23 protein-coding genes and 2 pseudogenes are annotated in these 24,676 nt (G+C 51.4%); 16 read left to right on the top strand and 9 right to left on the bottom strand.

Annotated elements, in window-relative coordinates:
* Window positions 1-35: 35 nt before the first annotated feature.
* Both edd and kdgA read left to right on the top strand, forming a co-directional pair.
* Window positions 36-1,847, top strand: a complete 1,812-nt coding sequence (gene edd, locus HV350_RS14685) for a phosphogluconate dehydratase (protein WP_049271196.1) — start codon at window positions 36-38, stop codon at window positions 1,845-1,847.
* Between the two features lie 34 nt (window positions 1,848-1,881).
* A complete protein-coding gene (kdgA, locus tag HV350_RS14680; RefSeq protein ID WP_016152768.1) occupies window positions 1,882-2,523 on the top strand; it encodes a bifunctional 4-hydroxy-2-oxoglutarate aldolase/2-dehydro-3-deoxy-phosphogluconate aldolase in 642 nt (213 codons plus the stop codon).
* A 66-nt stretch (window positions 2,524-2,589) separates the two neighbouring features.
* Here the strand turns inward: kdgA and purT are convergent, their stop codons facing one another.
* On the bottom strand, window positions 2,590-3,768 hold the full coding sequence (gene purT / locus HV350_RS14675) for a formate-dependent phosphoribosylglycinamide formyltransferase (RefSeq protein WP_047501996.1): 1,179 nt from the start codon (window positions 3,766-3,768) through the stop codon (window positions 2,590-2,592).
* A gap of 132 nt (window positions 3,769-3,900) precedes the next feature.
* Here purT and yebG point away from each other — a divergent pair, with 132 nt between their 5' ends.
* From yebG to ptrB, 4 genes are all read left to right on the top strand, one after another.
* Entirely contained in the window at window positions 3,901-4,191 is a 291-nt protein-coding gene (gene yebG / locus HV350_RS14670) for a DNA damage-inducible protein YebG (protein WP_003833810.1), read from the top strand.
* Window positions 4,192-4,312: 121 nt separating this feature from the next.
* On the top strand, window positions 4,313-4,666 hold the full coding sequence (yebF, locus tag HV350_RS14665) for a protein YebF (protein ID WP_016152770.1): 354 nt from the start codon (window positions 4,313-4,315) through the stop codon (window positions 4,664-4,666).
* 100 nt (window positions 4,667-4,766) lie between these two features.
* Complete coding sequence (locus tag HV350_RS14660) at window positions 4,767-5,426, top strand: tellurite resistance TerB family protein (RefSeq protein WP_181628800.1); 660 nt, start codon at window positions 4,767-4,769, stop codon at window positions 5,424-5,426.
* 86 nt (window positions 5,427-5,512) lie between these two features.
* Window positions 5,513-7,588 (top strand): oligopeptidase B, encoded by a 2,076-nt coding sequence (ptrB, locus tag HV350_RS14655; RefSeq protein WP_181628799.1) that lies wholly within the window; start codon window positions 5,513-5,515, stop codon window positions 7,586-7,588.
* On the opposite strand, the gene exoX is transcribed toward ptrB, so the two are convergent.
* The 3 genes from exoX to HV350_RS14640 form a co-directional block, all read right to left on the bottom strand.
* A complete protein-coding gene (gene exoX, locus HV350_RS14650) occupies window positions 7,570-8,232 on the bottom strand; it encodes an exodeoxyribonuclease X (RefSeq protein ID WP_016152773.1) in 663 nt (220 codons plus the stop codon). The genes ptrB and exoX overlap by 19 nt on opposite strands.
* 23 nt (window positions 8,233-8,255) lie before the next feature.
* The gene (locus HV350_RS14645; RefSeq protein ID WP_016156222.1) at window positions 8,256-8,912 is read right to left on the bottom strand and encodes a carbon-nitrogen hydrolase family protein; all 657 of its coding nucleotides are present in this window, start codon (window positions 8,910-8,912) and stop codon (window positions 8,256-8,258) included.
* 106 nt (window positions 8,913-9,018) lie between these two features.
* Entirely contained in the window at window positions 9,019-9,249 is a 231-nt protein-coding gene (locus HV350_RS14640) for a DNA polymerase III subunit theta (RefSeq protein ID WP_003034925.1), read from the bottom strand.
* A gap of 143 nt (window positions 9,250-9,392) precedes the next feature.
* On the opposite strand from HV350_RS14640, the gene yobA reads away from it, so the two are divergent.
* The 5 genes and pseudogenes from yobA (at window position 9,393) to pphA (ending at window position 13,178) form a co-directional block, all read left to right on the top strand.
* Window positions 9,393-9,767, top strand: coding sequence for a CopC domain-containing protein YobA (gene yobA, locus HV350_RS14635; protein ID WP_181628797.1), 375 nt, complete (start codon window positions 9,393-9,395; stop codon window positions 9,765-9,767).
* A gap of 3 nt (window positions 9,768-9,770) precedes the next feature.
* Window positions 9,771-10,643: a copper homeostasis membrane protein CopD gene (gene copD, locus HV350_RS14630; protein ID WP_137379898.1), complete on the top strand. Its 873-nt coding sequence runs from the start codon at window positions 9,771-9,773 to the stop codon at window positions 10,641-10,643.
* A 20-nt stretch (window positions 10,644-10,663) separates the two neighbouring features.
* Window positions 10,664-11,002: a YebY family protein gene (locus HV350_RS14625; RefSeq protein WP_003833793.1), complete on the top strand. Its 339-nt coding sequence runs from the start codon at window positions 10,664-10,666 to the stop codon at window positions 11,000-11,002.
* A 613-nt stretch (window positions 11,003-11,615) separates the two neighbouring features.
* A pseudogene (locus tag HV350_RS14615) lies at window positions 11,616-12,215 on the top strand (GIY-YIG nuclease family protein).
* Between the two features lie 321 nt (window positions 12,216-12,536).
* Window positions 12,537-13,178: pseudogene (gene pphA / locus HV350_RS14610) on the top strand (protein-serine/threonine phosphatase).
* Here pphA and HV350_RS14605 read toward each other — a convergent pair.
* The 5 genes from HV350_RS14605 to yebS all read right to left on the bottom strand — a co-directional run bounded on the left by HV350_RS14605 (window position 13,179) and on the right by yebS (window position 19,200).
* Window positions 13,179-13,370, bottom strand: coding sequence for a YebW family protein (locus HV350_RS14605; RefSeq protein ID WP_016152779.1), 192 nt, complete (start codon window positions 13,368-13,370; stop codon window positions 13,179-13,181).
* A 102-nt stretch (window positions 13,371-13,472) separates the two neighbouring features.
* Entirely contained in the window at window positions 13,473-13,709 is a 237-nt protein-coding gene (locus tag HV350_RS14600; protein WP_029139506.1) for a YebV family protein, read from the bottom strand.
* 100 nt (window positions 13,710-13,809) lie between these two features.
* Entirely contained in the window at window positions 13,810-15,231 is a 1,422-nt protein-coding gene (gene rsmF / locus HV350_RS14595) for a 16S rRNA (cytosine(1407)-C(5))-methyltransferase RsmF (protein ID WP_225622958.1), read from the bottom strand.
* 83 nt (window positions 15,232-15,314) lie between these two features.
* Window positions 15,315-17,948, bottom strand: a complete 2,634-nt coding sequence (locus HV350_RS14590; RefSeq protein ID WP_181628794.1) for a PqiB family protein — start codon at window positions 17,946-17,948, stop codon at window positions 15,315-15,317.
* Complete coding sequence (yebS, locus tag HV350_RS14585; RefSeq protein ID WP_181628793.1) at window positions 17,917-19,200, bottom strand: membrane integrity lipid transport subunit YebS; 1,284 nt, start codon at window positions 19,198-19,200, stop codon at window positions 17,917-17,919. The genes HV350_RS14590 and yebS overlap by 32 nt, the downstream gene beginning before the upstream one ends.
* A 128-nt stretch (window positions 19,201-19,328) precedes the next feature.
* On the opposite strand from yebS, the gene HV350_RS14580 reads away from it, so the two are divergent.
* From HV350_RS14580 to htpX, 5 genes are all read left to right on the top strand, one after another.
* Window positions 19,329-19,826: a GAF domain-containing protein gene (locus HV350_RS14580; RefSeq protein ID WP_016152783.1), complete on the top strand. Its 498-nt coding sequence runs from the start codon at window positions 19,329-19,331 to the stop codon at window positions 19,824-19,826.
* Between the two features lie 96 nt (window positions 19,827-19,922).
* Window positions 19,923-20,609, top strand: coding sequence for an RNA chaperone ProQ (proQ, locus tag HV350_RS14575; protein WP_003833781.1), 687 nt, complete (start codon window positions 19,923-19,925; stop codon window positions 20,607-20,609).
* Between the two features lie 19 nt (window positions 20,610-20,628).
* Window positions 20,629-22,677 (top strand): carboxy terminal-processing peptidase, encoded by a 2,049-nt coding sequence (gene prc, locus HV350_RS14570; protein ID WP_181628791.1) that lies wholly within the window; start codon window positions 20,629-20,631, stop codon window positions 22,675-22,677.
* A 178-nt stretch (window positions 22,678-22,855) separates the two neighbouring features.
* Entirely contained in the window at window positions 22,856-23,314 is a 459-nt protein-coding gene (gene tnpA, locus HV350_RS14565; protein ID WP_181628790.1) for an IS200/IS605 family transposase, read from the top strand.
* Window positions 23,315-23,580: 266 nt separating this feature from the next.
* The gene (gene htpX / locus HV350_RS14560) at window positions 23,581-24,462 is read left to right on the top strand and encodes a protease HtpX (protein WP_003034964.1); all 882 of its coding nucleotides are present in this window, start codon (window positions 23,581-23,583) and stop codon (window positions 24,460-24,462) included.
* Window positions 24,463-24,676: the final 214 nt, after the last annotated feature.

The raw sequence follows: 24,676 nt of genomic DNA, 5'->3' as shown, positions 1-24,676 counted from the left end.
TCCAACGCTCTGACAGATAAATTTTAGGAGCCTCTATGAATCCGAATTTGTTACGCGTAACACAACGTATCGTCGAACGTTCTCGTGACACACGTTCCGCCTATCTCGCCCGTATTGAACAAGCGAAATCAACTACCGTTCATCGCTCGCAACTGGCATGCGGTAACCTGGCGCATGGTTTTGCTGCGTGTCAGCCGGACGATAAGGCCTCGCTGAAAAGCATGCTGCGTAACAATATCGCGATCATTACCTCCTATAACGACATGCTTTCCGCGCATCAGCCGTATGAACACTATCCGGCCATCATTCGTAAAGCACTGCATGAAGCCAATGCAGTAGGCCAGGTTGCTGGCGGTGTACCTGCAATGTGCGACGGTGTGACCCAGGGACAGGATGGGATGGAGCTTTCGCTGCTCAGTCGTGAAGTGATTGCGATGTCTGCTGCAGTGGGCCTTTCCCACAACATGTTCGACGGCGCGTTGTTCCTCGGCGTGTGCGACAAAATTGTCCCGGGCCTGGTAATGGCTGCGCTGTCATTTGGTCATCTGCCGTCAATCTTTATTCCTTCCGGTCCGATGGCGAGCGGTCTGGCGAACAAAGAAAAAGTGCGTATCCGTCAGCTGTATGCTGAAGGTAAAGTCGATCGCATGGCGCTTCTTGAATCCGAAGCGGCGTCTTATCACGCTCCGGGTACCTGTACGTTCTACGGCACGGCGAACACTAACCAGATGGTAGTGGAGTTTATGGGTATGCAACTGCCTGGCTCCTCATTTGTACATCCTGATGCGCCGCTGCGTGAAGCGCTGACCGCGGCTGCAGCCCGTCAGGTAACACGCCTGACCGGCAACGGCAATGAATGGATGCCGATCGGTAAAATGATCGATGAAAAAGTGGTTGTGAACGGTATTGTGGCGCTGCTGGCGACCGGGGGCTCTACCAACCATACGATGCACCTGGTGGCTATGGCGCGTGCGGCCGGGATTCTGATTAACTGGGATGATTTCTCCGATCTGTCCGATATCGTGCCGCTGATGGCGCGTCTGTACCCGAATGGTCCGGCAGATATTAACCACTTCCAGGCGGCGGGTGGCGTGCCGGTATTAATGCGTGAACTGCTGAATGCGGGTCTGCTACATGAAGATGTGAACACCGTTGCCGGATTCGGTTTATCCCGCTACACCATGGAACCGTGGCTCAACGAGGGGGAACTGGACTGGCGTGAAGGGGCAGCGAAGTCTCTGGACAGTAACGTGATCGCCACCTTTGACCAACCATTCTCCCACCACGGCGGCACCAAAGTGCTGAGCGGTAACCTCGGGCGTGCGGTGATGAAAACGTCGGCGGTACCGGTAGAAAACCAGATTATTGAAGCACCGGCAGTCGTCTTTGAAAGTCAGCATGATGTGTTACCCGCGTTCGATGCCGGTCTGCTTGACCGGGATTGCGTGGTGGTTGTGCGCCATCAGGGACCAAAAGCGAACGGAATGCCAGAATTACATAAACTCATGCCGCCACTTGGTGTATTATTGGACCGTTGTTTCAAAATTGCGTTAGTTACCGATGGACGACTTTCAGGTGCTTCAGGTAAAGTGCCTTCAGCAATCCATGTAACCCCGGAAGCCTATGATGGCGGGCTGCTGGCAAAAGTACGCGATGGCGACATCATTCGTGTGAATGGACAGACAGGTGAATTGACGCTGCTGGTGGATGAAGAGGAACTTGCCTCCCGTCAGCCACACATTCCTGATCTCAGCGCATCGCGCGTGGGTACGGGACGTGAAATGTTCAGCGCGTTGCGTGAAAAGCTGTCCGGTGCGGAGCAGGGCGCAACCTGTATCACTTTTTAAGACTTATTTTGTAATCAGGCGAGAGAAAACTCTGATGAAAAACTGGAAGACAAGTGCAGAAGCAATCCTGACCACTGGCCCGGTTGTACCGGTTATCGTGGTTAATAAACTGGAACACGCGGTGCCAATGGCAAAAGCGCTGGTTGCAGGGGGCGTGCGCGTTCTGGAAGTGACCTTACGTACCGCATGTGCGATGGATGCCATTCGCGCGATCGCAAAAGAAGTTCCCGACGCTATCGTTGGTGCGGGTACCGTGCTGAATCCACAACAGCTGGCTGAAGTCACTGAAGCGGGTGCGCAGTTTGCTATCAGCCCGGGCCTGACCGAGCCGCTGCTGAAAGCTGCAACTGAAGGCACTATTCCGCTGATCCCAGGCATCAGCACCGTTTCTGAACTGATGCTGGGTATGGACTACGGTTTGAAAGAGTTCAAATTCTTCCCGGCGGAAGCTAACGGCGGTACTAAAGCGCTGCAGGCAATTGCGGGTCCGTTCTCTCAGGTCCGTTTCTGCCCAACCGGCGGTATCTCTCCAGCGAACTACCGTGATTACCTGGCACTGAAAAGCGTGCTGTGCATCGGTGGTTCCTGGCTGGTTCCGGCAGATGCCCTGGAAGCTGGTGATTACGCACGCATTACCAAGCTGGCTCGTGAAGCAGTAGAAGGCGCGAAGCTGTAATAACGCCAAATGCCCGGTAATCATTACCGGGCCTGCGAGTCTGAAACGGGCCATCTGGCCCGTTTTTTATCCTGCGACTTTCACCTGTGCCGCCGCGTCTTTCGCGCGTGTCACCGCGTCTTCAATACTCTGCGCTGTTGCCAGCACAACGCCCATACGACGGCTCCCGTCGATGTCTGGCTTGCCGAAGAATCTGACTTGCATACCTGTGCCCACAGCGGCCTGTACGTTATCAAACGTGACATTCTGGCTGGTAAGCTGCGGCAGAATAACGGCGGAAGCAGAAGGCCCATACTGACGGATTGCGCCAACCGGCAGACCGAGAAATGCGCGTACATGCAGGGCAAACTCAGACAGATCCTGCGAAATCAAGGTCACCATACCCGTGTCGTGAGGGCGAGGGGAAACTTCGCTGAAAATGACCTCATCCCCGCAGACAAATAGCTCTACCCCAAACAGACCGTGGCCGCCCAGCGCCAGCACCACCTTACGGGCAATCTCCTGCGCTCGAGCCAGCGCCAGTTCACTCATCTGCTGCGGCTGCCAGGATTCGCGATAATCGCCATCTTCCTGACGATGTCCTACCGGTGCGCAGAAATGCACGCCATCAACGGCGCTGACGGTAAGCAGGGTGATTTCAAAATCAAAATTCACTACGCCTTCGACGATAACGCGTCCGGCACCTGCTCGGCCGCCTTGTTGAGCATAATTCCAGGCTTCAGTGAGTCGATCGGCGGAACGGATAAAGCTCTGTCCCTTACCGGAGGAACTCATTACCGGCTTCACGATGCAGGGATAGCCGATTTCGGCGACGGCCTCGCGAAAGCGGGCTTCGCTGTCAGCAAAGCGGTAAGAAGAGGTTGGTAGAGATAATTCTTCGGCGGCGAGACGACGGATTCCTTCGCGGTTCATGGTCAACTGCGTCGCCCGGGCGCACGGCACGATGTTTTGACCGTCCTGTTCCAGTTTTACCAGCATATCCGTGGCAATCGCCTCTATTTCCGGCACGATATAATGTGGTTTTTCACGCTCGACGAGCTGGCGTAAAGCATCGCCATCCAGCATGTTGATTACATATGAGCGATGGGCAACGTGCATGGCTGGCGCGTCGGGGTAACGATCCACGGCAATGACTTCCACACCCAGGCGTTGGCATTCAATCGCCACCTCTTTACCCAGTTCACCTGAACCTAATAACATCACTCGCGTTGCTGCGGGACGCAGCGCTGTGCCTAATAACGTCATAAATTAATCCCCTGTTTTATCTGGGCGCAGTATATACGAAAACGTTTGCGTCTGTCTTTATTACCAGGTTGATTTCAAGGCGCAAAAAGAATATACTGTACATAAATACAGGTAATTTAAGAGGCTGCAAAAATGGCGGTTGAAGTTAAATACGTAGTCATTCGGGAAGGTGAGGAAAAAATGTCGTTTACCAGCAAAAAGGAAGCCGATGCGTATGACAAAATGCTTGATACAGCAGATTTGCTCGACACATGGCTGGAGCAATCGCCGGTAGCGCTGGAAGACGAGCAGCGCGAAGCGCTTTCCCTGTGGCTGGCTGAGCAGAAAGATGTGCTGAGCGCCATTCTGAAAAACGGCAAGCTGCCCTCTCCGCAGGCGGTCGAAAACGATGCGCACGCTGAGGATGATACTCAGGCTGCCTGAAACGACTTGCGCTCCTGACGTTTTGTACCATGCTTTTCCCTGAATCATTGTGCAATCCCTGACGTCTTTTCAAGTTGCAACAGGCAACCTGAAGGACGAAGGGGAGATTAAGGAGAAAAGAATGTATAAAAAAAGAGCGTTGTTGAGCCTGCTGTTGTTATCTGCCAGCGTATCTGTATTTGCGGCAAATATGGAAAGCAAGAAAGTTCAGTTCCCCAAGTGCGAAGGACTGAATGCTGACGGTATCGCGGCGAGCGTGAAACGTGATTATCAGCAAAATCGCATCGCGCGCTGGGCTGACGATCAAAAACGCGTCGGGCAAGCCGATCCTGTCGCCTGGGTCAACACGCCCGATATTACGGGTAAAGATGGGAAATGGTCAGTTCCCCTCACGGTTCGCGGTAAAAGCGCGGATATTCACTACCAGGTAAAAGTCGACTGCAAAGCCGGAACGGCGGAGTATCAGTCGCAGTAACGAAGGTAGAAGGTATTTGCACTTCTTTTGATGACCTGAACACTTCCTGACATCCCCTCGGGTACGCTTTGATGATTATTCGTCTGTACTTGAGGGCAACATGGCTAACTGGCTGAATCAACTTCAATCTCTTCTTGGGCAAAAAGGATCTTCCGCGTCATCTTCTGGTGAGCAAGGGCTGAGTAAACTTCTGGTTCCCGGCGCGTTAGGCGGTCTGGCAGGATTACTGGTTGCCAACAACTCTTCACGTAAATTACTGAGTAAATACGGCACCAGCGCGCTTCTGGTGGGCGGCGGTGCGGTTGCCGGTACTGTGTTATGGAACAAATACAAGGATAAGGTTCGCGCGGCGCATCAGGGTGAGCCGCAGTTCGGTGCACAAAGCTCGCCGCTGGATGAGCGAACCGAACGACTGATCCTGGCGCTGGTTTTTGCGGCGAAAAGCGATGGTCATATTGATGCCAAAGAACGTACCGCCATTGAGCAGCAGCTCCGTGAAGCAGGCGTGGAAGAGCAGGGCCGTGTTCTGATCGAACGCGCCATTGAACAACCGTTAGATCCTCAGCGCCTGGCACAAGGGATCCGCAACGAAGAAGAGGCGCTGGAAATTTACTTCCTGAGCTGTGCAGCGATTGATATCGACCACTTTATGGAGCGTAGCTATCTGAACGCGCTGGGCGATGCGTTGAAGATCCCGCAGGATGTTCGTGAAGGCATTGAACAGGATCTCAAGGAACAAAAACAGGCTTTACCGGGTTAATTACTTACCGTTAAGGCGCATGTTTCGCTTGCATCATTGCTGTCTTTTGCCACCCTTATAGGATGTTTAAGCAAAAGAACAATGACATGCTACCAAAAGCTTCTCGTATCCCCCACGCCATGACGAAACATGGCGATACCCGCGTTGATAATTATTACTGGCTGCGAGATGACACCCGCTCGCAGCCAGAAGTGCTGGATTATCTGCAACAAGAAAATGCGTATGGCCGCCAGATTATGGCCTCGCAGCAGGCATTGCAGGATCGCGTCCTGAAAGAGATTATCGACCGTATCCCGCCTCAGGATGCTTCCGCCCCCTATGTGAAGAATGGTTATCGCTACCGGCATATTTATGAACCGGGGTGCGAATATGCCATTTATCAGCGTCAGTCTGCCTTCAGTGAAGAGTGGGATGAATGGGACACCTTGCTGGATGGTAACCAGCGCGCGGCCCACAGTGAGTTTTATACGCTGGGGGGACTGGCGATATCTCCGGATAACACCATCATGGCGTTGGCCGAAGATTATCTCTCTCGTCGGCAATATGGCGTGCGTTTTCGCAATCTGCAAAGCGGCAACTGGTATCCGGAAGTGCTGGAAAACGTTGAAGCGGATCTGGTCTGGGCGAATGACTCGCAAACCTTCTATTATGTGCGCAAACACGCAACGACGCTGCTCCCGTATCAAGTGTGGCGACATACCGTCGGCTCGCCGTCATCACTGGATGAGCTGGTGTATGAAGAAGCCGATGACATGTTTTATGTCAGTCTACATAAAACGACCTCGTTACATTATGTGGTTATTCATATCGCCAGCGCGACCACCAGTGAGGTTTTGCTGCTTGACGCAGAACTGGCGGATGCCGAGCCGTTAGTCTTTTTAGCGCGACGCAAAGATCACGAGTACAGTCTCGATCACTATCAGCATACGTTTTATCTGCGTTCCAACCGTCAGGGTAAAAATTTCGGCCTGTACCGTACCCGTGTGCGTGATGAACAAGCCTGGGAGACGCTGATCCCGCCGCGCGACAGCATCATGTTGGAGGGCTTTACGCTGTTCACAGACTGGCTGGTGGTGGAAGAGCGTCAGCGGGGCTTAACCAGCCTGCGACAGATTAATCGTAAAACGCGCGAAGTGGTCGGCATCGCTTTTGATGATCCGGCGTATGTGACATGGCTTGCCTACAATCCAGAGCCGGAGACATCGCGTCTGCGTTATGGCTATTCCTCCATGACCACACCGGACACGCTGTTTGAACTGGATATGGACACCGGAGAGCGTCGCGTACTCAAACAGACGGAGGTTCCAGGATTTGATGCGGCGAACTACCGTAGCGAACACGTCTGGATCACCGCGCGTGATGGCACCGAGGTTCCGGTTTCGCTGGTTTACCATCAAAAATATTTCCTTAAAGGGAAAAATCCGTTACTGGTCTACGGCTATGGCTCGTATGGCGCCAGCATGGACGCCGATTTCAGCAGCAGCCGCTTGAGCTTACTGGATCGCGGCTTTGTTTATGCCATTGCTCATGTGCGTGGCGGCGGCGAGTTAGGACAGCAGTGGTACGAAGACGGTAAGTTTCTGCTCAAGAAAAATACCTTCAATGACTACCTCGACGTCTGCGACGCGCTGCTAAAAATGGGTTATGGCGCGCCTTCGCTGTGTTATGGCATGGGGGGGAGCGCCGGAGGAATGTTAATGGGTGTTGCCATTAATGAGCGCCCGGAACTCTTCCATGGCGTCATTGCGCAGGTGCCTTTTGTCGATGTGGTGACCACGATGCTGGATGAGTCCATTCCCCTGACGACCGGTGAGTTTGAAGAGTGGGGGAATCCGCAGGACGAAGAGTATTACACCTACATGAAAAGCTACAGCCCGTATGACAATGTTACAGCGCAGGCTTATCCTCATCTGCTGGTTACGACGGGATTACACGACTCCCAGGTGCAATACTGGGAACCGGCAAAATGGGTGGCAAAACTGCGTGAGCTGAAAACGGACGATCGTCTGCTGTTACTCTGCACGGATATGGATTCCGGGCATGGCGGAAAATCCGGGCGTTTTAAATCATACGAAGGCGTGGCCCTGGAATACGCGTTTTTGATCGGACTGGCGCAGGGGACTCTGCCTGGGCATGCGTCTGCTCAGGCGTTATCCAGATAGTGCTTCAGCGTTAAGCGCAGCTCCGGGCTCATACTGTCGAGGTTATTAAATAACCAGCGCAGATAGCCCGGATCGCGTTCAGCCACTTCTGATACAGGTTTTCCGCGATACTTACCAAAAGTGAAAGTAGTGAGTAACGCAGGACGGCCGGTAATATCGACCATCTGTTCTGCTGACCAGCCTGACGTCTGTATGATGTCGATCAGCAGTGCCGCGGTGATGTAGCAGTCGTACAGGGCACGGTGATGATGCAGGCCAGCTGGCGTCTGCACGCTCAGCTTGCGCGATTTATACAGCGCCATGTTGCTGTATTTGATTCCTGGCCACAAACGACGGGAGAGTTTCATGGTGCAAATCCACTCCCCGGGCATGTCGGGTAATACGCGGCGATCAAAACTTGCATTGTGCGCCACGTACCATTCGCTGCCGTAATATTGTGGGATGACATCTTCAATCCACGGCTTATCGGCCACCATCGCTTCCGTAATGCGATGAATTGCCATCGCCTGAGGGCTGATGGGGCGGTCAGGACGCACCAGGTGGCTCATGGGATTGACTATTTTTCCGTCAACCACATCGACAGAAGCAATCTCAACAATGCCTCCCTGCAGACCACAGGTTTCTGTATCTATTATGCGCAACATGCCATGCTCCTGACCCAAAACAATTAGCGTAAAGGAATGATATCACCTTGCCAACCCCGTGGCGTGCGTTGACCGGTTAAGAGTAAGGAACCGCTGTCTGCGCGAACAATCAATCGACCTTGCTCATCCCATAACGCGCTGCTGCCACGCGCATTGGCCATTAATACCGCAATGGCAAATTTATGCGAGAAACTCTGTAGACGAGATGTGGAGGAGAGCAATTCGGGCTCACTGACAGACTGACTGCTGGTGAATAGCGAGTACGCCGGGTCGATATCGATACCTTCAGGCTGGCTATCCACAACGCTGATGGCATTTTGCTGTCTGGCGATACAGGCCCCGTGGCTCTGGTGAAACGTTAAGGGGGAGGTCATCCAGGGAGAGAAAAGCGCGATACCTTTTACGAACCGATTGTTATGTTCTACCGATAGCCCCGCAATAATCGTCATGCGATAAGTCACGGCTGCATGAGCGAGAGGTTCTAACAACGCTTCATCGGGTGGGGCAGGGAGCGCGTCATTCTCATCAACACAACCCAACAGGGAAAGGGAGGGGAAAACCAGCAATTCACATTGGCATTGAGCGGCTGCCTGAATGAATTGCAGGTGATGCGCGACATGTTCGGTAACTGAGGTTTGAAGAGGTTCGTACTGTGCTGCTGCGATTTTCCAGTGTGACATAATGATTTCCTTTTCATAGTGTCTACAACCATCTTTAAAGTATAGATTAAGAATATACTTATACTGTAGCAGGCATCATGTAAGGAATCGTAACGTAATATAAGTTTTATTTAACTTTAGGCTCGTAGGGTAAACGTGAAAGGGAAACGGATGCCAGACGGTGCGCGATCAGTCTTTCCCGAAACCAGTCGCGTAAATGTTCGGGCTGTTCACGCTCAACGACTTCGGCAACAACCGGCATGTTGTATCGCTCCTTAAATGCGACACCCGCCGCGGCCAGGTCAACATTGACCTTATCCATTTCAGCTTGCTCAAGTTTGGCCAGATTGATGTTCATGGGCTTCTCCTTTTCTCTGTCTTTCGGCGCGCAAAGTTACTAAGAGTGTGCATTAATGGCAAGACCGAAATGATGATTCTCGACTCGATCATTGTAGAAGGTTATTCTCTATAGATTAGACATAACAAAAAGGAATAGTTGAAATGGCTTCATCTGCATCTAAGCTTCGCAACGCTCTCATCGTACTCGCCAGCCTTTTGGCAACTCCCGCCGCCCTGGCTCATGCTCACCTGACAAAACAAAGCCCGGCGGCTAATGCCGAGGTTGCGGTATCTCCTCAGGCGTTGACGCTGAATTTCTCTGAAGGTGTCGAGCCGGGATTCAGCGGCGCAACGCTGACAGGCCCAAACAAAGAACAGATCAAAACGGGCAAGGCATCACGCAGTGAACAGGACAAAACACAACTGATTATTCCGCTTGCTCAAACGCTTGAGGCCGGAAAATATACTGTCGACTGGCACGTCGTCTCCGTGGATGGCCATAAGACAAAGGGGCAATATACCTTTAGCGTGAAATAACCGATGCTGGAATTTACCTGGGTTGCACTACGGTTTATCCATTTTACCACGTTGATGCTGGTGTTTGGCTGTGCGCTCTACGGCGCATGGCTGGCTCCCGTTTCGGTTCGTCGTTTAATGATGCGTCGTTTTTTGCGTCTGCAACGACATGCCGCAGCGTGGAGCTTTATTAGCGCGACGCTGATGCTGGCGATCCAGGGTGGTTTAATGGGCTCAGGCTGGCGGGATGTTATTTCTAGTGACATATGGGGCGCCGTGTTGCAAACGCAGTTTGGCGGCGTGTGGTTATGGCAGATTATCCTCGCACTGGTCACGCTGGTGGTGGTAATTATAGTACCGCGCAGCATGCCGCGACGGCTGTTAATGCTGACGATTGCGCAGTTTATTTTGCTGGCTGGCGTCGGACACGCGACGCTGCATAGCGGTATCGCAGGGGCAATCCAGCAAGTTAACCACGCCTTGCATTTGGTATGCGCTGCCGCCTGGTTCGGCGGTTTGCTGCCCGTACTTTACTGTATGCAAATGGCGCAAGGCCGCTGGCGGGAACAGGCCATCAATACTATGATGCGTTTCTCCCGCTACGGGCATCTTTTCGTTATCGGAGTTTTACTTACCGGCATCCTGAATGCGCTGTTTATTGTTGGTTTTTCTGTTCCCTGGCACATGGCTTACGGGCAACTGCTTTTGTTAAAAGGTGCTCTGGTGATGCTAATGGTGGCGATTGCGCTGGTGAATCGGTATGTTCTGGTACCACGCATGCGGCAGGATAACCGCAGTATGACACTCTATTTTGTTTGGATGACTAAGCTGGAATGGGGAATTGGGGCCGTTGTGCTGGCGATTGTCAGCCTGTTTGCAACCCTCGAACCTTTCTGATTGATGGATTGGCGAAACGCATGAAAAAAATCATTATCTCGTTATTACTACTGGCAAGTTCAGGGGCCGCGCTGGCTGCGCCACAGGTCATCACCGTCAGCCGTTTTGAGGTTGGCAAAGATAAGTGGGCGTTTAATCGGGAAGAGGTGATGCTGACCTGCCGTCCTGGTAACGCGCTGTATGTCATCAATCCCAGTACGCTGGTGCAATACCCATTGAATGATGTTGCCAGACAGCAGGTAGAGAGTGGGAAAACTACGGCGAAGCCAATCGAGATTATCCAGATTGACGACCCGGCGAAACCGGGCGAAAAAATGAGCCTCGCCCCGTTTGTGGAGCGTGCAGAAAAGCTCTGCTAATTGTCAGATGTAGCGTTCTGATTTCCAATAAAAAACCGCAAGGCTCGCTCAGGAGAACTTGCGGTTTTTACGTTTAGATGTGTGACAATCGTCCTTTTTTTCAGGCCACTTTAGTCGCGGACTGGAAAACCTGGCGCTGTCATCTATTCTTAAATGGCAGGGTAACTTAGCCTGCATTAATGCCAACTTTTAGCGCACGGCTCTCTCCCAAGAGCCATTTCCCTGGACCGAATACAGGAATCGTATTCGGTCTCTTTTTATGTACTTTATAAACCAAAAGGTTAGAAAGCACGGTGCCAAAATACACGAAATTCTTTGTGCGGCATTTTATGCCTGCTACAACAATCTAAACATTTTTGTCCCCATATCCAAGTACTTTTCTGTCATTTTTCACTTTGGTCTTGGACTCGGTGCTATCTGCATCCCTTTATGCAAATGTTCTCGTAATGTGGCAGATGGATATGATTTAAACGTTGTACTATTGAAAATGACAGTATATTAATTTGTTCATAGTCATGGGGATATCAGATAAAGTTAATTGGTAATAATCTAAGGATTATGATTTATTATGAGCGGATTATAGCGATAAAATTATTAAAGATGGAATGGATATATGAATGACTCAGATGGTTATGTTTATATTTTAAAGAATGATGCCTATCAGGATAATCTTTTTAAAATAGGGTTTACAAAGAACATGCCTGAGCATCGGGCGAAGTAATTGTTTAATGGAGTGACCGGTGTTCCACTACCATTTGATGTGGTTATGGCATGTAAAGTAGGAAATTATCGGGAAGCAGAAAAGAATATTCATCTTCGCTTAAAACCTTATAGATTAAACCATAGGAGAGAGTTTTTTGAACTGCCAATAGAAATTTGCAGTAAGGTAGTTCTAGATGAATGTAATAAGATAAATGAACGACTTAATTTCAATTTTATTAACCCTATAATATTGGTGGAAAAGAAAGAGATCGCTATTGAAATTGAAAAATATCATGAGTCTAACTTTCTGATATCTATGAAAGATATACTTATGCAAGAAAAACATAATTCTAAATTAAATAGCGAGCAAAAAGATAGAATCGAAATATTGATGCTTGTATTAGCTGAAGTGTTCCCTAACGATCTTGTGGGTTGGTATGATAGATTTATGAAAGACCATGATCCGGAAAAAGAAATACAAATTTGGGAATCGTTAGTTAAGGCTTTTTGAAAATCCAAGCGTTATTATGAATTCAAAGCATATAAACAAGAAGTTTTTAATAGCCTGCTTCTACGGACCATTAATGATAAATCGTTTGTCATGAAAGCTATGGCTTCATCGGAGGTTCCTCATGACTTACTTTCACGAATACTTGACTGTTACGATTTAAAGCCAACACCACTTGTCGTTATTACGGCGAATGGGATTAAAATGGATGCCAGATTACATATCCATAAATAATTATGTCTCGGATATAAATAGAAACGTCCCCGCCTTTCTGATGTATTTGCTAAAATTAAAGTTGCATGAGAACTGTGTACAGGAGGTCAAATGGGACTACCTGACAATGCTTATCAAAGAGTGGAAGCGACGCGCTGGCGACATGTTTGGGTGGTCGGGGATATCCACGGTTGCTTCTCATTATTGATGGCGAAATTGCGCCAGTGTCATTTTGATCCGTGGCAGGACCTGCTGGTTTCAGTGGGGGATGTTATCGACCGCGGACCAGACAGTCTGCGTTGCCTGAAACTACTGCGTAAACGCTGGATTATCGCGGTCAGAGGGAATCATGAACAGATGGGGCTGGACGCGCTGGCAACCGGGGAGCAATTCCTGTGGTTTATGAATGGCGGTTCGTGGTTTGCGCAGGCGGAGCAGCCAGCGGCGACAGCCGCTCTTGAAACGTGTCGGCAATTACCCTGGATTCTGGAGCTGCGTTGCCAGAACGGCATACACGTTATTGCTCACGCAGATTACCCTGATGATAATTATCAGTGGCAAAAAGAGGTCGATTTACAGCGGGTACTGTGGGATCGCACAAGGCTGATGAATAAAGGCAACGGCATTCGCGGCGCGGATCACTTTTGGTTTGGCCATACGCCTCTGCGTCAGTGACTGGACCACGAGAATCTGCACTATATTGATACCGGTGCGGTGTTTGGTGGCGAGTTGACGCTGGTGCAACTGCAATAATCAAAAATCGCTGTATTCTTGGGCCGGACGCCAGAAGCTGTCTATGTAGTCATCCGCGGGTAAACATCCGCCGTTACGAATACGCTGATCGTCCATCGATATCAGGCACTGCTGCTCAGTTTTGTAGACATCAACAACGATATCTTCACAACCGCCACCCAGGTAGCACACAAAAAGAACCAGCGTGAACATTCCATCCTCAAATGGTAAAGCCATACCTGTAGTGTAGAAGATGTTGATAGATGAGGGAAATTAACCAAGAAATAACCCGTCTGGCGACGGGTTCTTTTTGAATCAGGCAAGGCGCATGATCCAGGCATCTGACTTACGATCGTAGTGCTCGCGAAATAGAACTGAATGTTCTCCGTTAAGAAGAGCCGGGACGCTGGTGTCGGCATCCCAGGCATCAAGTTGCATGCATAAATCCGGATCGGATTTACACGGAATGGTTAACGTTCGGTCCCCTGGCGATTCGCCATGTAACTCGGCGTCGTCGATTTCAAAAGCGCCAATGCGCACACTGGTTTTCATCATCGTGCTCTCCGTTTATTTGCTGGTTGTGGTACGACCAGTTAGGCCGTCCATTTTTCAGCGTAGTCAACGTTAGCAAAAGCGCCAGTAAAAACGTGCGTTATCCTGTAAAGAGTTTGCCATCCCGGACAAGATCGCGCGGGTAGCTATTCTTTAATCGCGATCCAATACGTTTCGCCAGGCCAATCGGCTGATGCTGGAACGTAACCAGCACATCGTCGGTGGTCGGTGCGGTCTGCGGGTAGACATCCCGTCCGCGGTACCACTCTTCGGCTTCGGCAAGGGTCAGTTCGAACGCATGGCTGTGATTTGTGCTGCCGAGAGCAATGACGGCTTCATGCTGCCAGCGGTACCCTTTATTGTGCGTTTCAGCGAGTTTGATGCCGAGTCGGGAAAAGCGGACTTTGCCGATCAGGGTTTCAATCTCGGTTGGGAACAGCCAAATCTCTTTATCACGCTGCCACAGGCGCAGAGTGTCTTCCCACTGCAATCCACAGGCGTTAGCGGCCTGAGTGACAAGCGCGGATTCACGTCCTTTAAGCGGGCTGAACGGGAAGTTACCGATTTTGTATTTTGGCGTCGGTAGTGCAGGGATCGCGGCAGTTTTGCGCAGACGCGCGACGAAAAAACCTTCACAATCGTAGATCTGCGGGAACACATGCAGGAATCCTTCCGGGGTCAGGGCGCGTTCAGCCTGCGGGAATAAATCGCCCAGTGGTAAAAACTCGACGGCGTCCGGGTAGGTCTCAATCAGCCACTGCATAATGTCTTCATTTTCGTCACGGTTCAGCGTGCAGGTCGAGTAAACCAACGTGCCGCCGGGACGCAAGGCATGAAAGGCGCTGTCGAGAAGTTCGCGCTGGGTTGCGGCAATTTCCAGATTACTTTCTGGCGACCAGTTTTTTAGCGCATCGGGATCTTTACGCACCACGCCTTCACCGGAACACGGCGCGTCCAGCAAAATGGCATCGAAGGCTTCTGGCAACGCTGCGCCAAATACCCGCCCGTCAAAATGGGTTAGCGCGACATTGGCTATCCCGCATCGGCTGATATTGGCATGCAGGACTTTGACGCGACTGGCGGAAAACTCATTTGCCAGAATCGCGCCCTGATTTTTCATTTTTGCGGCAATTTGCGTGGTTTTGGAGCCGGGGGCTGCCGCGACATCCATCACGCGATCCGGGGTGTTACCATCGGCAAACAGCGCGGCGACCGGCAGCATTGAGCTGGCTTCCTGAATATAAAACAGGCCGCTTAAATGTTCCGCGGTACTGCCGAGCGGTACTGACTTTTCATCATCGCGTTCGATCCAGAAACCTTCAGCGCACCAGGGTATCGAAGTGAGCGACCAGTTGTAAGGTGCCGTCAGAGTGAGGAAGTCGGCAACGGAGATTTTCAGCGTATTGACGCGGATGCTGCGACGAAGCGGACGCTGGCAGGCAGCGAGAAAATCATCAAATGAGAGCGTGGAAGGCATTGCTTCACGCATTTGGTTTAGAAAGGCGTCGGGAAAATAAGCCACTTGGTACCACCGGCAAAAAAACAGGTGCGCAGTGTAGCATAAGTGCTCCGGCGCGAGTATGTACGCCGGAGCAAGGGGAGAGATTAACGTGGCAGGGCGGTTCCCCATTCACGCCACTCTTTTGGTTCGCTTTCGAGCAGCAGGAAGTGTTTACCTGCCTGCGCTTTCGGGGCCAGCGGCGTACCCGGTGGCGTAGCGAAGGCGATTCCGCCGCGAATGAACTGATTGAAGGTACCGGTCTTCACGACGCCGCCGGTCAAACCAAAGTCGAGATTGTATCCTGATGCCAGCCAGAACACGGAGTTGTTCCGCACCAGATGCTGATAGCGCTGGCTAATGCGCATCGCCACCATCACGCGGTCAGAAAGCGAGCCCAGCGTCAGCCCGGTGACGGTCCCCACTTCAATGCCTCTGAACAGGACTGGCGTACCGATATTCAGCGAACCTGCTTCCGGCGCTTCTACCACAATACTCAGACCATCGAGGTAACGAGAGTCGGTAATGGTGGCTTCCTGCAGTTCAAAATCACGGCGCGGGTTACCGCGTCCTGGTTCAACGTTAATATACGGCTGTAAGATCGTATCCAGATGCTCGACGCCTGCCGCTGAGATTTGCGGTGTGATCACGGAGAAGCGGGTACCGCTACGGGCAAAAGTCTGCACGTATTCCGGATACAAAACTGCTTTTGCCTGAACTTCGTTACGGGCGGTGATTAGCTCAAGCGTCTGGATCTGGCCGATATCGATCCCCAGGTAGCGAATTGGCATGCCGGCCGCGAGTTTACCGGCATCGAACGCGTGCAGGGTTATCTGGCCGCCCACCGCACGCGCGGCAGTTTCGGAAGCATACAGAATACGCTTGTCGCCTTTTCGTTGGCTGGCGCTGGCGCCGCTGAGGTTATCGAAGCTAATCGCCCCTTTGAGCGCTCGCGACAGGGGAGATGCCTGTACGGTCAATCCGCTACCGTTAAGCTGAACCTTTGCCCCGCCTTCGGCCCAGAATACGCTGTTGCTGGTCAGCAGGTTGCGATATTCCGGTTTGATATGCAGATCGATATCAAACGCATCGGCGCGTGGGCGAACGCTAATCACTTCACCGACCTCGAATTTGCGGTATAACACCACCGAACCGGCCTGCACATCAGGCAGCGTTTCGGCGCTCAGGCTGAGCGTGGTAGTTGGCAGATCGCTCAGGCTGTTTTCAATCGCTTTTTCCAGGTTGGCATACAGCGGGTAGCTTTTTTTCATTTCACCCTTGGTACCGGGCAAAATACGAATGCCGCCGCTGAGCCATTCGCTGGCGCTGGCGCCAAGGAATTCCACGCCATCAAGCCCGACCTTGACGTCAACGCGGCTGTTGACCACGAACTTACTGTCACCTTGCACCAGGGCGCGATGCTGTGGTTCGATGGCAACGGTAAATGAAACACCTTTGCCAGAGAGCGTGCGATCAATCACCTGACCGACCTGTACGCCGTGAAGAATCAGTGGCTGACCGGCATCAATACCGTAACTCTCCGGCGCGGTCAGCGTAAGCGTCATGACGCCCGGATCGTGTAACAACGACTTCTCAGCAGGAATAACCGCAAACTGGTTACGCGGCTCGCCCTCGCCAGGTACCAGCTCGAAAGTTTTGCCCGTCAGTAGCGAACTGATATTGGCATCGTTTAACGATAATTTAGGGCTGTGTAATTCAATCCGCGTATTGTCGCGCAGCAGCGTTACTACGCTGGGATCGACCGTCATTTCGCCGGTCACTTTACCGCCCGAATTTAAATCCAGTTTGGTCAGTTGCCCGACTTCTAATCCTTGATACATCAGCGACGTTGAGCCGGCCTTGAGTCCATCGCCGCTGGGTAAATCAAGCTTGACGATCACTCCCCGCTGGCTGTGCGCGAGATCCTGATACAAACCAAACGTGTCATCGGCCACCGCGGGTTTAGAGTCTTCGGGCGAATCAAAAGCAATGGCGCCATTGACCAGCGCCGCCAGACTCTCCAGCTTGATCTTCGCTCCGCTGAGGCTGACATCCGCATTCACACCGGACACGTTCCAGAAACGGCTGCCTTTTTTCACCAGGTTGGTAAAGCGACGTTCGATCAGCACGTCGATGGTTACGCCCTGATGATTTGGGTTGATGGTGTAGTCATACACCCGGCCCACCGGAATCTTGCGGAAATAAACCAGCGAACCGCTATTGAGCGACCCGAGGTCAGGGGCGCGCAGGTGCAGCATCAAATCGCCATTATCCAGACGATATTTGGGCTGCGTATCGAGGGCGGCGAAATGATCTTCCGGCTCGCCGGTTCCGGGCATCATGCCGATATAGTTGCCGCCAACCAACGCATCCAGACCAGAAACCCCCGCCAGCGACGCTTTCGGCGTGACCAACCAGAACTGGGTATCTTTGCGCAGAGCATCTTTCATGGTCGATTTGATGCTGACGCGCACTTCAATTTTGCGTAGATCTTCGCTGAGGTTGATATCCTGCACGGTGCCCACTTCAACGCCCTGATAACGAACGGGAGTACGGCCCGGCACAATGCCGTCAGCAGACATAAAGTCAATGGTTACGGTATTGCCGCGATCTTCATAGCTTCCCCAGATAAGCCATCCTGCAATCATCAGCGCGATGAAAGGCAGCAGCCAGAACGGAGAGATACGGCGTTTAGTTTTAATCTGCGCTTCAGTCTGCGAAGCGGGCGTTTCCTGACTCATGTGCATCCCAAAGTAAGCGGCTGTCCAGCCATTCCACAGCAAGAATAGTCAATATTACCGCTGCGCCGAAATAAAACGCAGCTGGCCCCATAGTAAAAGCAAGTATCTGATCGCGATTAATCAGCGACATGGTTAAAGCGATAACAAAGAGATCCAGCATCGACCAGCGACCAATCCAGGTCACCATACGCAGCAGTTTGATGCGGGTACGCAATCCTTGCTCACATCTAAAATGGATGCTGATGAGCAACGTAAACATCACAATCACTTTGGTGAATGGCACCAGAATACTGGCGATAAAAACAATCGCCGCTACGCCAACGTTGCTGTTCGCCAGGGACATTATGCCTGACAGGATCGTGTCTTCCTGGCGGCCGCCATTGACATAAATTACCGAGATGGGCAGCAGATTAGCAGGCAAAAGCAGGACGATCGAGGCTAGCAGAGCAGCCCAACATTTTTGGATACTTTGATTCCTGCGCCAGCGTAACGGGATATGACAGCGAGGGCAGCGACCTCGGGCGTCCGGATAACCTGTAAAGTGGCAGCCGAGGCAGACGCGGAGTTTTTCATCGGGCCGACGGGCTGGTCTTTGCGGGTAGAAACGGTCCCAAAGCTGCTCAACGTTAAGGTGCGACAGCGTCAAAACACTGAGGATCACCAGCGCAATAAAAGCAAACAGACCTACACCGGGTTGCAAAAAAGCATAGTCCTGAACTTTGATTGATGCGACGCCAATGCCCACCAGATAGATATCAAGCATCACCCACTCTTTGAGCCTTTCCAGCATCAGCAGCACTGGGCGCAGGTTCATCCCAAGAATATTGCCAAACCACAGATAAGCGATTGAGGTCACGAGAATGATGGGCGCGCCGGCAACGCAAAAGAGTACGAAGGATGCGGTGAGTGGGTCGCCTTGTCGGGTCATTTGCCAGATGCCTTGCAGCACATTGGCGTCAATGCGCACACCTAATAAATAGATGTGCAGGAGCGGTTCTCCCCAGGCAAAGGGCATCAGCAGCAGCATGGTGAAAGCCATAGCCGCCAGTCGTGTTAATGACCAGTCGCGTCCGTCACGAATTTTTGCCTGACAGCGTGGGCAAAATGCACTTTGGTGCGAACGCATTTTAGGCAAGCTACAGATCAGGTCACATTCAGGGCAACGATGGTAATGCGCACGAGGGAGTGCATCACCAATGGATCTGATGGCTATTTTTTTAGTCGGCGTGATGCGTGGTGTCGTTAAGGCCATGTATCGCGAATCAAATTGTTGAAGTAATGTTATCTTAACTCATGACGGGAATGATCTTGAGCATTAACGCATTTAATGTTTATTTTAGTAGGCTGCAGCTTTAAGTAAGACAACTAAGTGATTACATAATGAACAAAACAGAGCTATACACGGATCTGAACCGTGACTTTCAGGCATTAATGGCAGGTGAAACCAGTTTTCTGGCAACGCTGGCAAATACCAGCGCGTTGTTGTACGAACGTCTTGCAGAAGTAAACTGGGCCGGTTTTTATCTGCTCGAAAACGATACGCTGGTGCTGGGACCTTTCCAGGGAAAAATCGCCTGCGTGCGGATCCCGGTAGGGCGCGGGGTGTGTGGGACCGCAGTAGCGCAGAACCAGGTTCAGCGCATTGAGGACGTTCATGCTTTTGACGGACACATCGCATGTGATGCCGCCAGCAACGCTGAAATCGTCCTGCCAATCACCGTCGAAAATCAGATAATCGGCGTGCTGGATATCGATAGCACCGCGTTTGGCCGCTTTACTGACGAGGATGAACAGGGGCTGCGAACGCTGGTGGCACAGCTTGAAACCGTGCTTGCAACGACGGATTACAAAAAATTCTTTGCGCGCGTCGCAGGATAATCAACGGATAACGTAGCAATTACTGATGACGTCATTATAATGTCGCCTGTTCATGCCTGCGCTTGTTGGCTACGTCCGTTGTAATCAGGAAATTTCATGGAAAATCAACCTAAGTTGAATAGCAGTAAAGAAGTCATCGCGTTTCTGGCCGAACGCTTCCCGCAGTGTTTTAGTGCGGAAGGCGAAGCGCGCCCACTGAAAATTGGCATTTTTCAGGATCTGGTAGAGCGTGTTGAGGGCGAAATGAACCTCAGCAAGACTCAGCTCCGCTCTGCCTTACGTCTCTATACTTCAAGCTGGCGCTATCTGTATGGCGTTAAATTGGGCGCAACGCGTGTTGATCTCGACGGCAACCCTTGTGGTGAGCTGGATGAGCAGCATGTTGAACATGCTCGCAAACAGCTGGAAGAAGCTAAAGCCCGCGTTCAGGCGCAACGTGCAGAGCAACAGGCGAAAAAACGCGAAGCAGCCGCTGCTGCCGGTGAAAAAGAAGACGCACCGCGTCGCGAGCGTAAGCCGCGTCCTGCACCGCGTCGTAAAGAAGGCGCTGAGCGTAAACCTCGCGCTGAGAAACCAGCAGCAAAAGCACCGCGTGCTCCTCGTGAAGAACAGCATACCCCGGTATCTGATATTTCAGTACTGACGGTAGGGCAGTCTCTGAAGGTGAAAGCAGGTAATAATGCGATGGATGCCACCGTATTAGAAATCACCAAAGATGGCGTCCGTGTACAGCTGAATTCGGGTATGTCTTTGATTGTACGCGCAGAACACCTGGTGTTCTGAAACGGAGGCCAGGCCTGGCATGAACACTTTTTTTAGGCTTACTGCGTTAGCTGGTCTGCTTGCATTAGCAGGCCAGGCACTTGCTGTGGAAGATATCACGCGTGCCGATCAAATCCCCGTTTTAAAGGAAGAAACCCAGCATGCGACGGTAAGTGAACGTGTGACTTCGCGTTTTACGCGTTCGCACTATCGCCAGTTCGATCTGGATCAGGCGTTTTCGGCAAAAATTTTTGACCGCTATTTGAATCTGCTCGACTACAGCCACAACGTGCTGTTGGCGAGCGATATCGAACAGTATGCAAAAAAGAAAACGGTCCTTGGCGATGAACTGCGTACCGGCAAGCTGGATGTCTTTTACGATCTCTATAATCTGGCGCAAAAACGCCGATTTGAACGTTATCAGTACGCGTTAAGCGTACTGGAACGTCCAATGGATTTCACCGGTACCGACACCTTTAACCTCGACCGGAGCAAAGCGCCATGGCCGAAGAGCGAAGCAGAGCTTAACGCGCTGTGGGACGGCAAGGTTAAATTTGACGAACTCAGCCTGAAGCTGACCGGCAAAACCGATGCGGAAATTCGTGAAACGCTGACGCGTCGCTACAAGTTTGCGATTCGCCGTCTGGCGCAGACCAACAGCGAAGATGTGTTCTCTCTGGCGATGACGGCTTTCGCCCGTGAGATCGACCCGCATACTAACTATCTCTCTCCACGCAATACCGAACAGTTCAATACTGAAATGAGCCTGTCTCTGGAAGGTATTGGCGCGGTTTTGCAAATGGATGATGACTACACCGTCATTAACTCCATGGTGGCGGGCGGCCCGGCAGCCAAGAGCAAAGCAATAAGCGTTGGCGACCGTATTGTCGGCGTGGGTCAGACCGGTAAGGGAATGGTCGACGTGATTGGCTGGCGTCTGGATGACGTTGTTGCGCTGATCAAAGGACCCAAAGGCAGCAAAGTTCGCCTTGAAATCCTGCCTGCCGGTAAAGGAACCAAGACGCGTACCGTCACGTTAACGCGTGAACGTATTCGTCTCGAAGACCGCGCCGTGAAAATGTCCGTGAAAACCGTTGGCAAAGAAAAAGTCGGCGTACTGGATATCCCTGGCTTCTATGTTGGCCTGACGGATGATGTCAAAGTTCAGTTGCAGAAGCTGGAAAAACAGAACATCAGCAGCATCATTATCGATCTGCGTACTAACGGTGGCGGCGCGCTGACCGAAGCCGTTTCGCTCTCCGGTCTGTTCATTCCTTCCGGCCCGGTGGTTCAGGTTCGTGACAATAACGGTAAAGTGCGTGAAGACAGCGATACCGACGGCGTTGTGTACTACAAAGGCCCGCTGGTAGTGTTAGTCGATCGCTTCAGTGCTTCGGCATCAGAGATTTTTGCTGCGGCAATGCAGGATTATGGTCGTGCGCTGATCGTTGGTGAACCGACTTTCGGGAAAGGCACTGTACAGCAGTATCGCTCTCTGAACCGTATTTATGATCAGATGCTGCGTCCGGAATGGCCGGCGCTGGGTTCTGTTCAGTATACGATCCAGAAATTCTACCGTGTAAACGGTGGCAGTACGCAGCGTAAGGGCGTTACGCCGGACATCATCATGCCGACAGGTAATGAAGAAACGGAAACCGGTGAGAAGTTTGAAGATAACGCGCTGCCGTGGGATAGCATTGATGCTGCGACTTACACCAAATCAGAGAATCTGACGCCGTTCGGACCTGAATTGTTAAAAGAGCACAATGCACGTATTGCCAACGATCCTGAGTTCCAGTACATCATGAAGGATATTGCGCGTTTCAATGCGATGAAGGATAAACGCAACATCGCTTCTCTCAATTACGCTCAGCGTGAGAAAGAGAATAACGAAGATGACGCAATGCGTCTGGCGCGTATCAACGATCGGTTTAAGCGAGAAGGTAAGCCGCCGCTGAAAAAACTGGACGATTTACCGAAGGATTACCAGGAACCAGATCCCTACCTGGATGAAACGGTAAAAATTGCGCTTGACCTGGCGCATCTTGAAAAAGAAAAGCCAGCGGAACAGCCCGCAACCAGTAAATAACCTCCAACAGGCACAAGAAATTGTGCCTGTTTTTTGTGCACAGAAAACCCCCAGCTAGGCTGGGGGTTCCGGAAAGCTTTCAGCTTTGGGCCAGTTATTAAAACCCCTTTTGATTTGTTAAAACACATTGCGGTCTGGCAACTGCAAATGTTTAACAAGAAATCAAAAGGGGGTCCCAATGGGGGACGAAAAGAGCTTAGCGCACACCCGATGGAACTGTAAATATCACATAGTTTTTGCGCCCAAATACCGAAGACAAGCATTCTACGGTGAGAAACGCAGGGCGATAGGCAGCATCTTAAGAAAGCTGTGTGAGTGGAAAAACGTGCGGATCCTGGAAGCGGAATGCTGTGTAGATCATATTCATATGCTTGTGGAAATCCCACCCAAAATGAGCGTATCCGGCTTTATGGGGTATCTGAAAGGGAAAAGCAGTCTGATGCTGTATGAACAGTTTGGGGATATGAAATTCAAGTACAGGAATAGAGAGTTCTGGTGCCGGGGATACTACGTAGATACGGTGGGTAAGAACACGGTGAAGATACAGGAATACATAAAGCACCAGCTTGCAGAAGATAAAATGGGTGAGCAGTTATCGATCCCTTATGCGGTTAGCCCGTTTACGGGCCGTAAGTAACGAAGTCTGATGCAAATGTCAGATCGTATGCGCCTGTTAGGGCGCGGCTGGTAACAGAGCCTTATAGGCGCATCCGAAAAACCTCCGGCTATGCCGGAGGATATTTATTTAACAAACGCATGAAGACGTCAGTGTGATACGATAAAATGTAAAGTTGTGTCTTTCTGGTGACTTAGCACCTATGGATGCTTGAAAATAGCCATAAGACCCATACGATATGGGTAATCGCATAGTGCGTTTTGTTAAATTGAGGTTAAAAGAAAATTATGATGCGAATCGCGCTCTTCCTGCTGACGAACCTGGCTGTGATGGTCGTTTTCGGGCTGGTATTGAGCCTGACAGGGATTCAGTCAAGCAGCGTTCAAGGCTTGTTGATCATGGCACTGCTGTTTGGTTTTGGTGGTTCCTTCATTTCGCTGCTGATGTCCAAATGGATGGCGTTAAAATCCGTTGGTGGGGAAGTGATCGAACAGCCTCGCAATGAAAGAGAACGCTGGCTGATGAATACGGTAGCGAATCAGGCTCGCCAGGCTGGGATCGCTATGCCGCAGGTTGCAATCTACCATGCGCCAGATATTAACGCGTTTGCTACCGGTGCGCGCCGGGATGCTTCGCTGGTGGCTGTAAGTACAGGCCTGCTGCAAAACATGAGCCCGGACGAAGCCGAAGCCGTTATCGCGCATGAAATAAGCCACATTGCCAATGGCGATATGGTTACCATGACGCTCATTCAGGGTGTGGTGAACACCTTCGTTATCTTTATCTCACGTATTCTGGCGCAAATTGCCGCTGGCTTTATGGGCGGAAACCGCGATGAGGGTGAGGGCAGTAACGGCAACCCATTGATCTACTTCGCAGTGGCGACGGTGCTGGAACTGGTGTTTGGTATTCTGGCGAGCATTATTACCATGTGGTTCTCACGTCATCGTGAATTCCATGCGGATGCCGGTTCAGCAAAACTGGTGGGGCGTGAGAAAATGATCGCCGCGCTGCAGCGTCTGAAAACCAGCTATGAGCCGCAGGAAGCGACCAGCATGATGGCGTTCTGTATCAACGGTAAATCCAAGTCGTTGAGTGAGCTGTTTATGACTCACCCGCCGTTGGATAAACGTATTGAAGCGCTGCGCAGCGGAGAGTATTTGAAGTAAGTTAATGACTGTCACGGGGCACCCGTTGCTCCGTGACTCATAAAACATAATGGCTATTTAAAGCTATCGATTAAAGCCTCACCCAGCATATTCTGTCCCAGTTCAGCTTTACCTCACATTCCGTCATTTTCTCTGCCGGGGACGAAAATATTCCTTGCCGCTTTATCTCTGGTAAAAATATAGGAGCCCCGCTGGCTGGCAAAATGAACAGTGC

The sequence above is a fragment of the Citrobacter sp. RHBSTW-01013 genome (assembly GCF_013781985.1).
Classification (GTDB): domain Bacteria; phylum Pseudomonadota; class Gammaproteobacteria; order Enterobacterales; family Enterobacteriaceae; genus Citrobacter; species Citrobacter braakii.
Note: the sequence above shows the minus strand (reverse complement) of the source record. Positions and strands in the feature narration are given on the sequence as shown.

Excerpts from the sequence above, each read along its gene's own strand:
- edd (WP_049271196.1), top strand. The coding sequence starts at position 36 with ATGAATCCGAATTTGTTACGCGTAACACAACGTATCGTCGAACGTTCT.
- kdgA (WP_016152768.1), top strand. The coding sequence starts at position 1,882 with ATGAAAAACTGGAAGACAAGTGCAGAAGCAATCCTGACCACTGGCCCG.
- purT (WP_047501996.1), bottom strand. The coding sequence starts at position 3,768 with ATGACGTTATTAGGCACAGCGCTGCGTCCCGCAGCAACGCGAGTGATG.
- yebG (WP_003833810.1), top strand. The coding sequence starts at position 3,901 with ATGGCGGTTGAAGTTAAATACGTAGTCATTCGGGAAGGTGAGGAAAAA.
- yebF (WP_016152770.1), top strand. The coding sequence starts at position 4,313 with ATGTATAAAAAAAGAGCGTTGTTGAGCCTGCTGTTGTTATCTGCCAGC.
- HV350_RS14660 (WP_181628800.1), top strand. The coding sequence starts at position 4,767 with ATGGCTAACTGGCTGAATCAACTTCAATCTCTTCTTGGGCAAAAAGGA.
- ptrB (WP_181628799.1), top strand. The coding sequence starts at position 5,513 with ATGCTACCAAAAGCTTCTCGTATCCCCCACGCCATGACGAAACATGGC.
- exoX (WP_016152773.1), bottom strand. The coding sequence starts at position 8,232 with ATGTTGCGCATAATAGATACAGAAACCTGTGGTCTGCAGGGAGGCATT.
- HV350_RS14645 (WP_016156222.1), bottom strand. The coding sequence starts at position 8,912 with ATGTCACACTGGAAAATCGCAGCAGCACAGTACGAACCTCTTCAAACC.
- HV350_RS14640 (WP_003034925.1), bottom strand. The coding sequence starts at position 9,249 with ATGAACATCAATCTGGCCAAACTTGAGCAAGCTGAAATGGATAAGGTC.
- yobA (WP_181628797.1), top strand. The coding sequence starts at position 9,393 with ATGGCTTCATCTGCATCTAAGCTTCGCAACGCTCTCATCGTACTCGCC.
- copD (WP_137379898.1), top strand. The coding sequence starts at position 9,771 with ATGCTGGAATTTACCTGGGTTGCACTACGGTTTATCCATTTTACCACG.
- HV350_RS14625 (WP_003833793.1), top strand. The coding sequence starts at position 10,664 with ATGAAAAAAATCATTATCTCGTTATTACTACTGGCAAGTTCAGGGGCC.
- HV350_RS14605 (WP_016152779.1), bottom strand. The coding sequence starts at position 13,370 with ATGTTCACGCTGGTTCTTTTTGTGTGCTACCTGGGTGGCGGTTGTGAA.
- HV350_RS14600 (WP_029139506.1), bottom strand. The coding sequence starts at position 13,709 with ATGAAAACCAGTGTGCGCATTGGCGCTTTTGAAATCGACGACGCCGAG.
- HV350_RS14590 (WP_181628794.1), bottom strand. The coding sequence starts at position 17,948 with ATGAGTCAGGAAACGCCCGCTTCGCAGACTGAAGCGCAGATTAAAACT.
- yebS (WP_181628793.1), bottom strand. The coding sequence starts at position 19,200 with ATGGCCTTAACGACACCACGCATCACGCCGACTAAAAAAATAGCCATC.
- HV350_RS14580 (WP_016152783.1), top strand. The coding sequence starts at position 19,329 with ATGAACAAAACAGAGCTATACACGGATCTGAACCGTGACTTTCAGGCA.
- proQ (WP_003833781.1), top strand. The coding sequence starts at position 19,923 with ATGGAAAATCAACCTAAGTTGAATAGCAGTAAAGAAGTCATCGCGTTT.
- prc (WP_181628791.1), top strand. The coding sequence starts at position 20,629 with ATGAACACTTTTTTTAGGCTTACTGCGTTAGCTGGTCTGCTTGCATTA.
- tnpA (WP_181628790.1), top strand. The coding sequence starts at position 22,856 with ATGGGGGACGAAAAGAGCTTAGCGCACACCCGATGGAACTGTAAATAT.
- htpX (WP_003034964.1), top strand. The coding sequence starts at position 23,581 with ATGATGCGAATCGCGCTCTTCCTGCTGACGAACCTGGCTGTGATGGTC.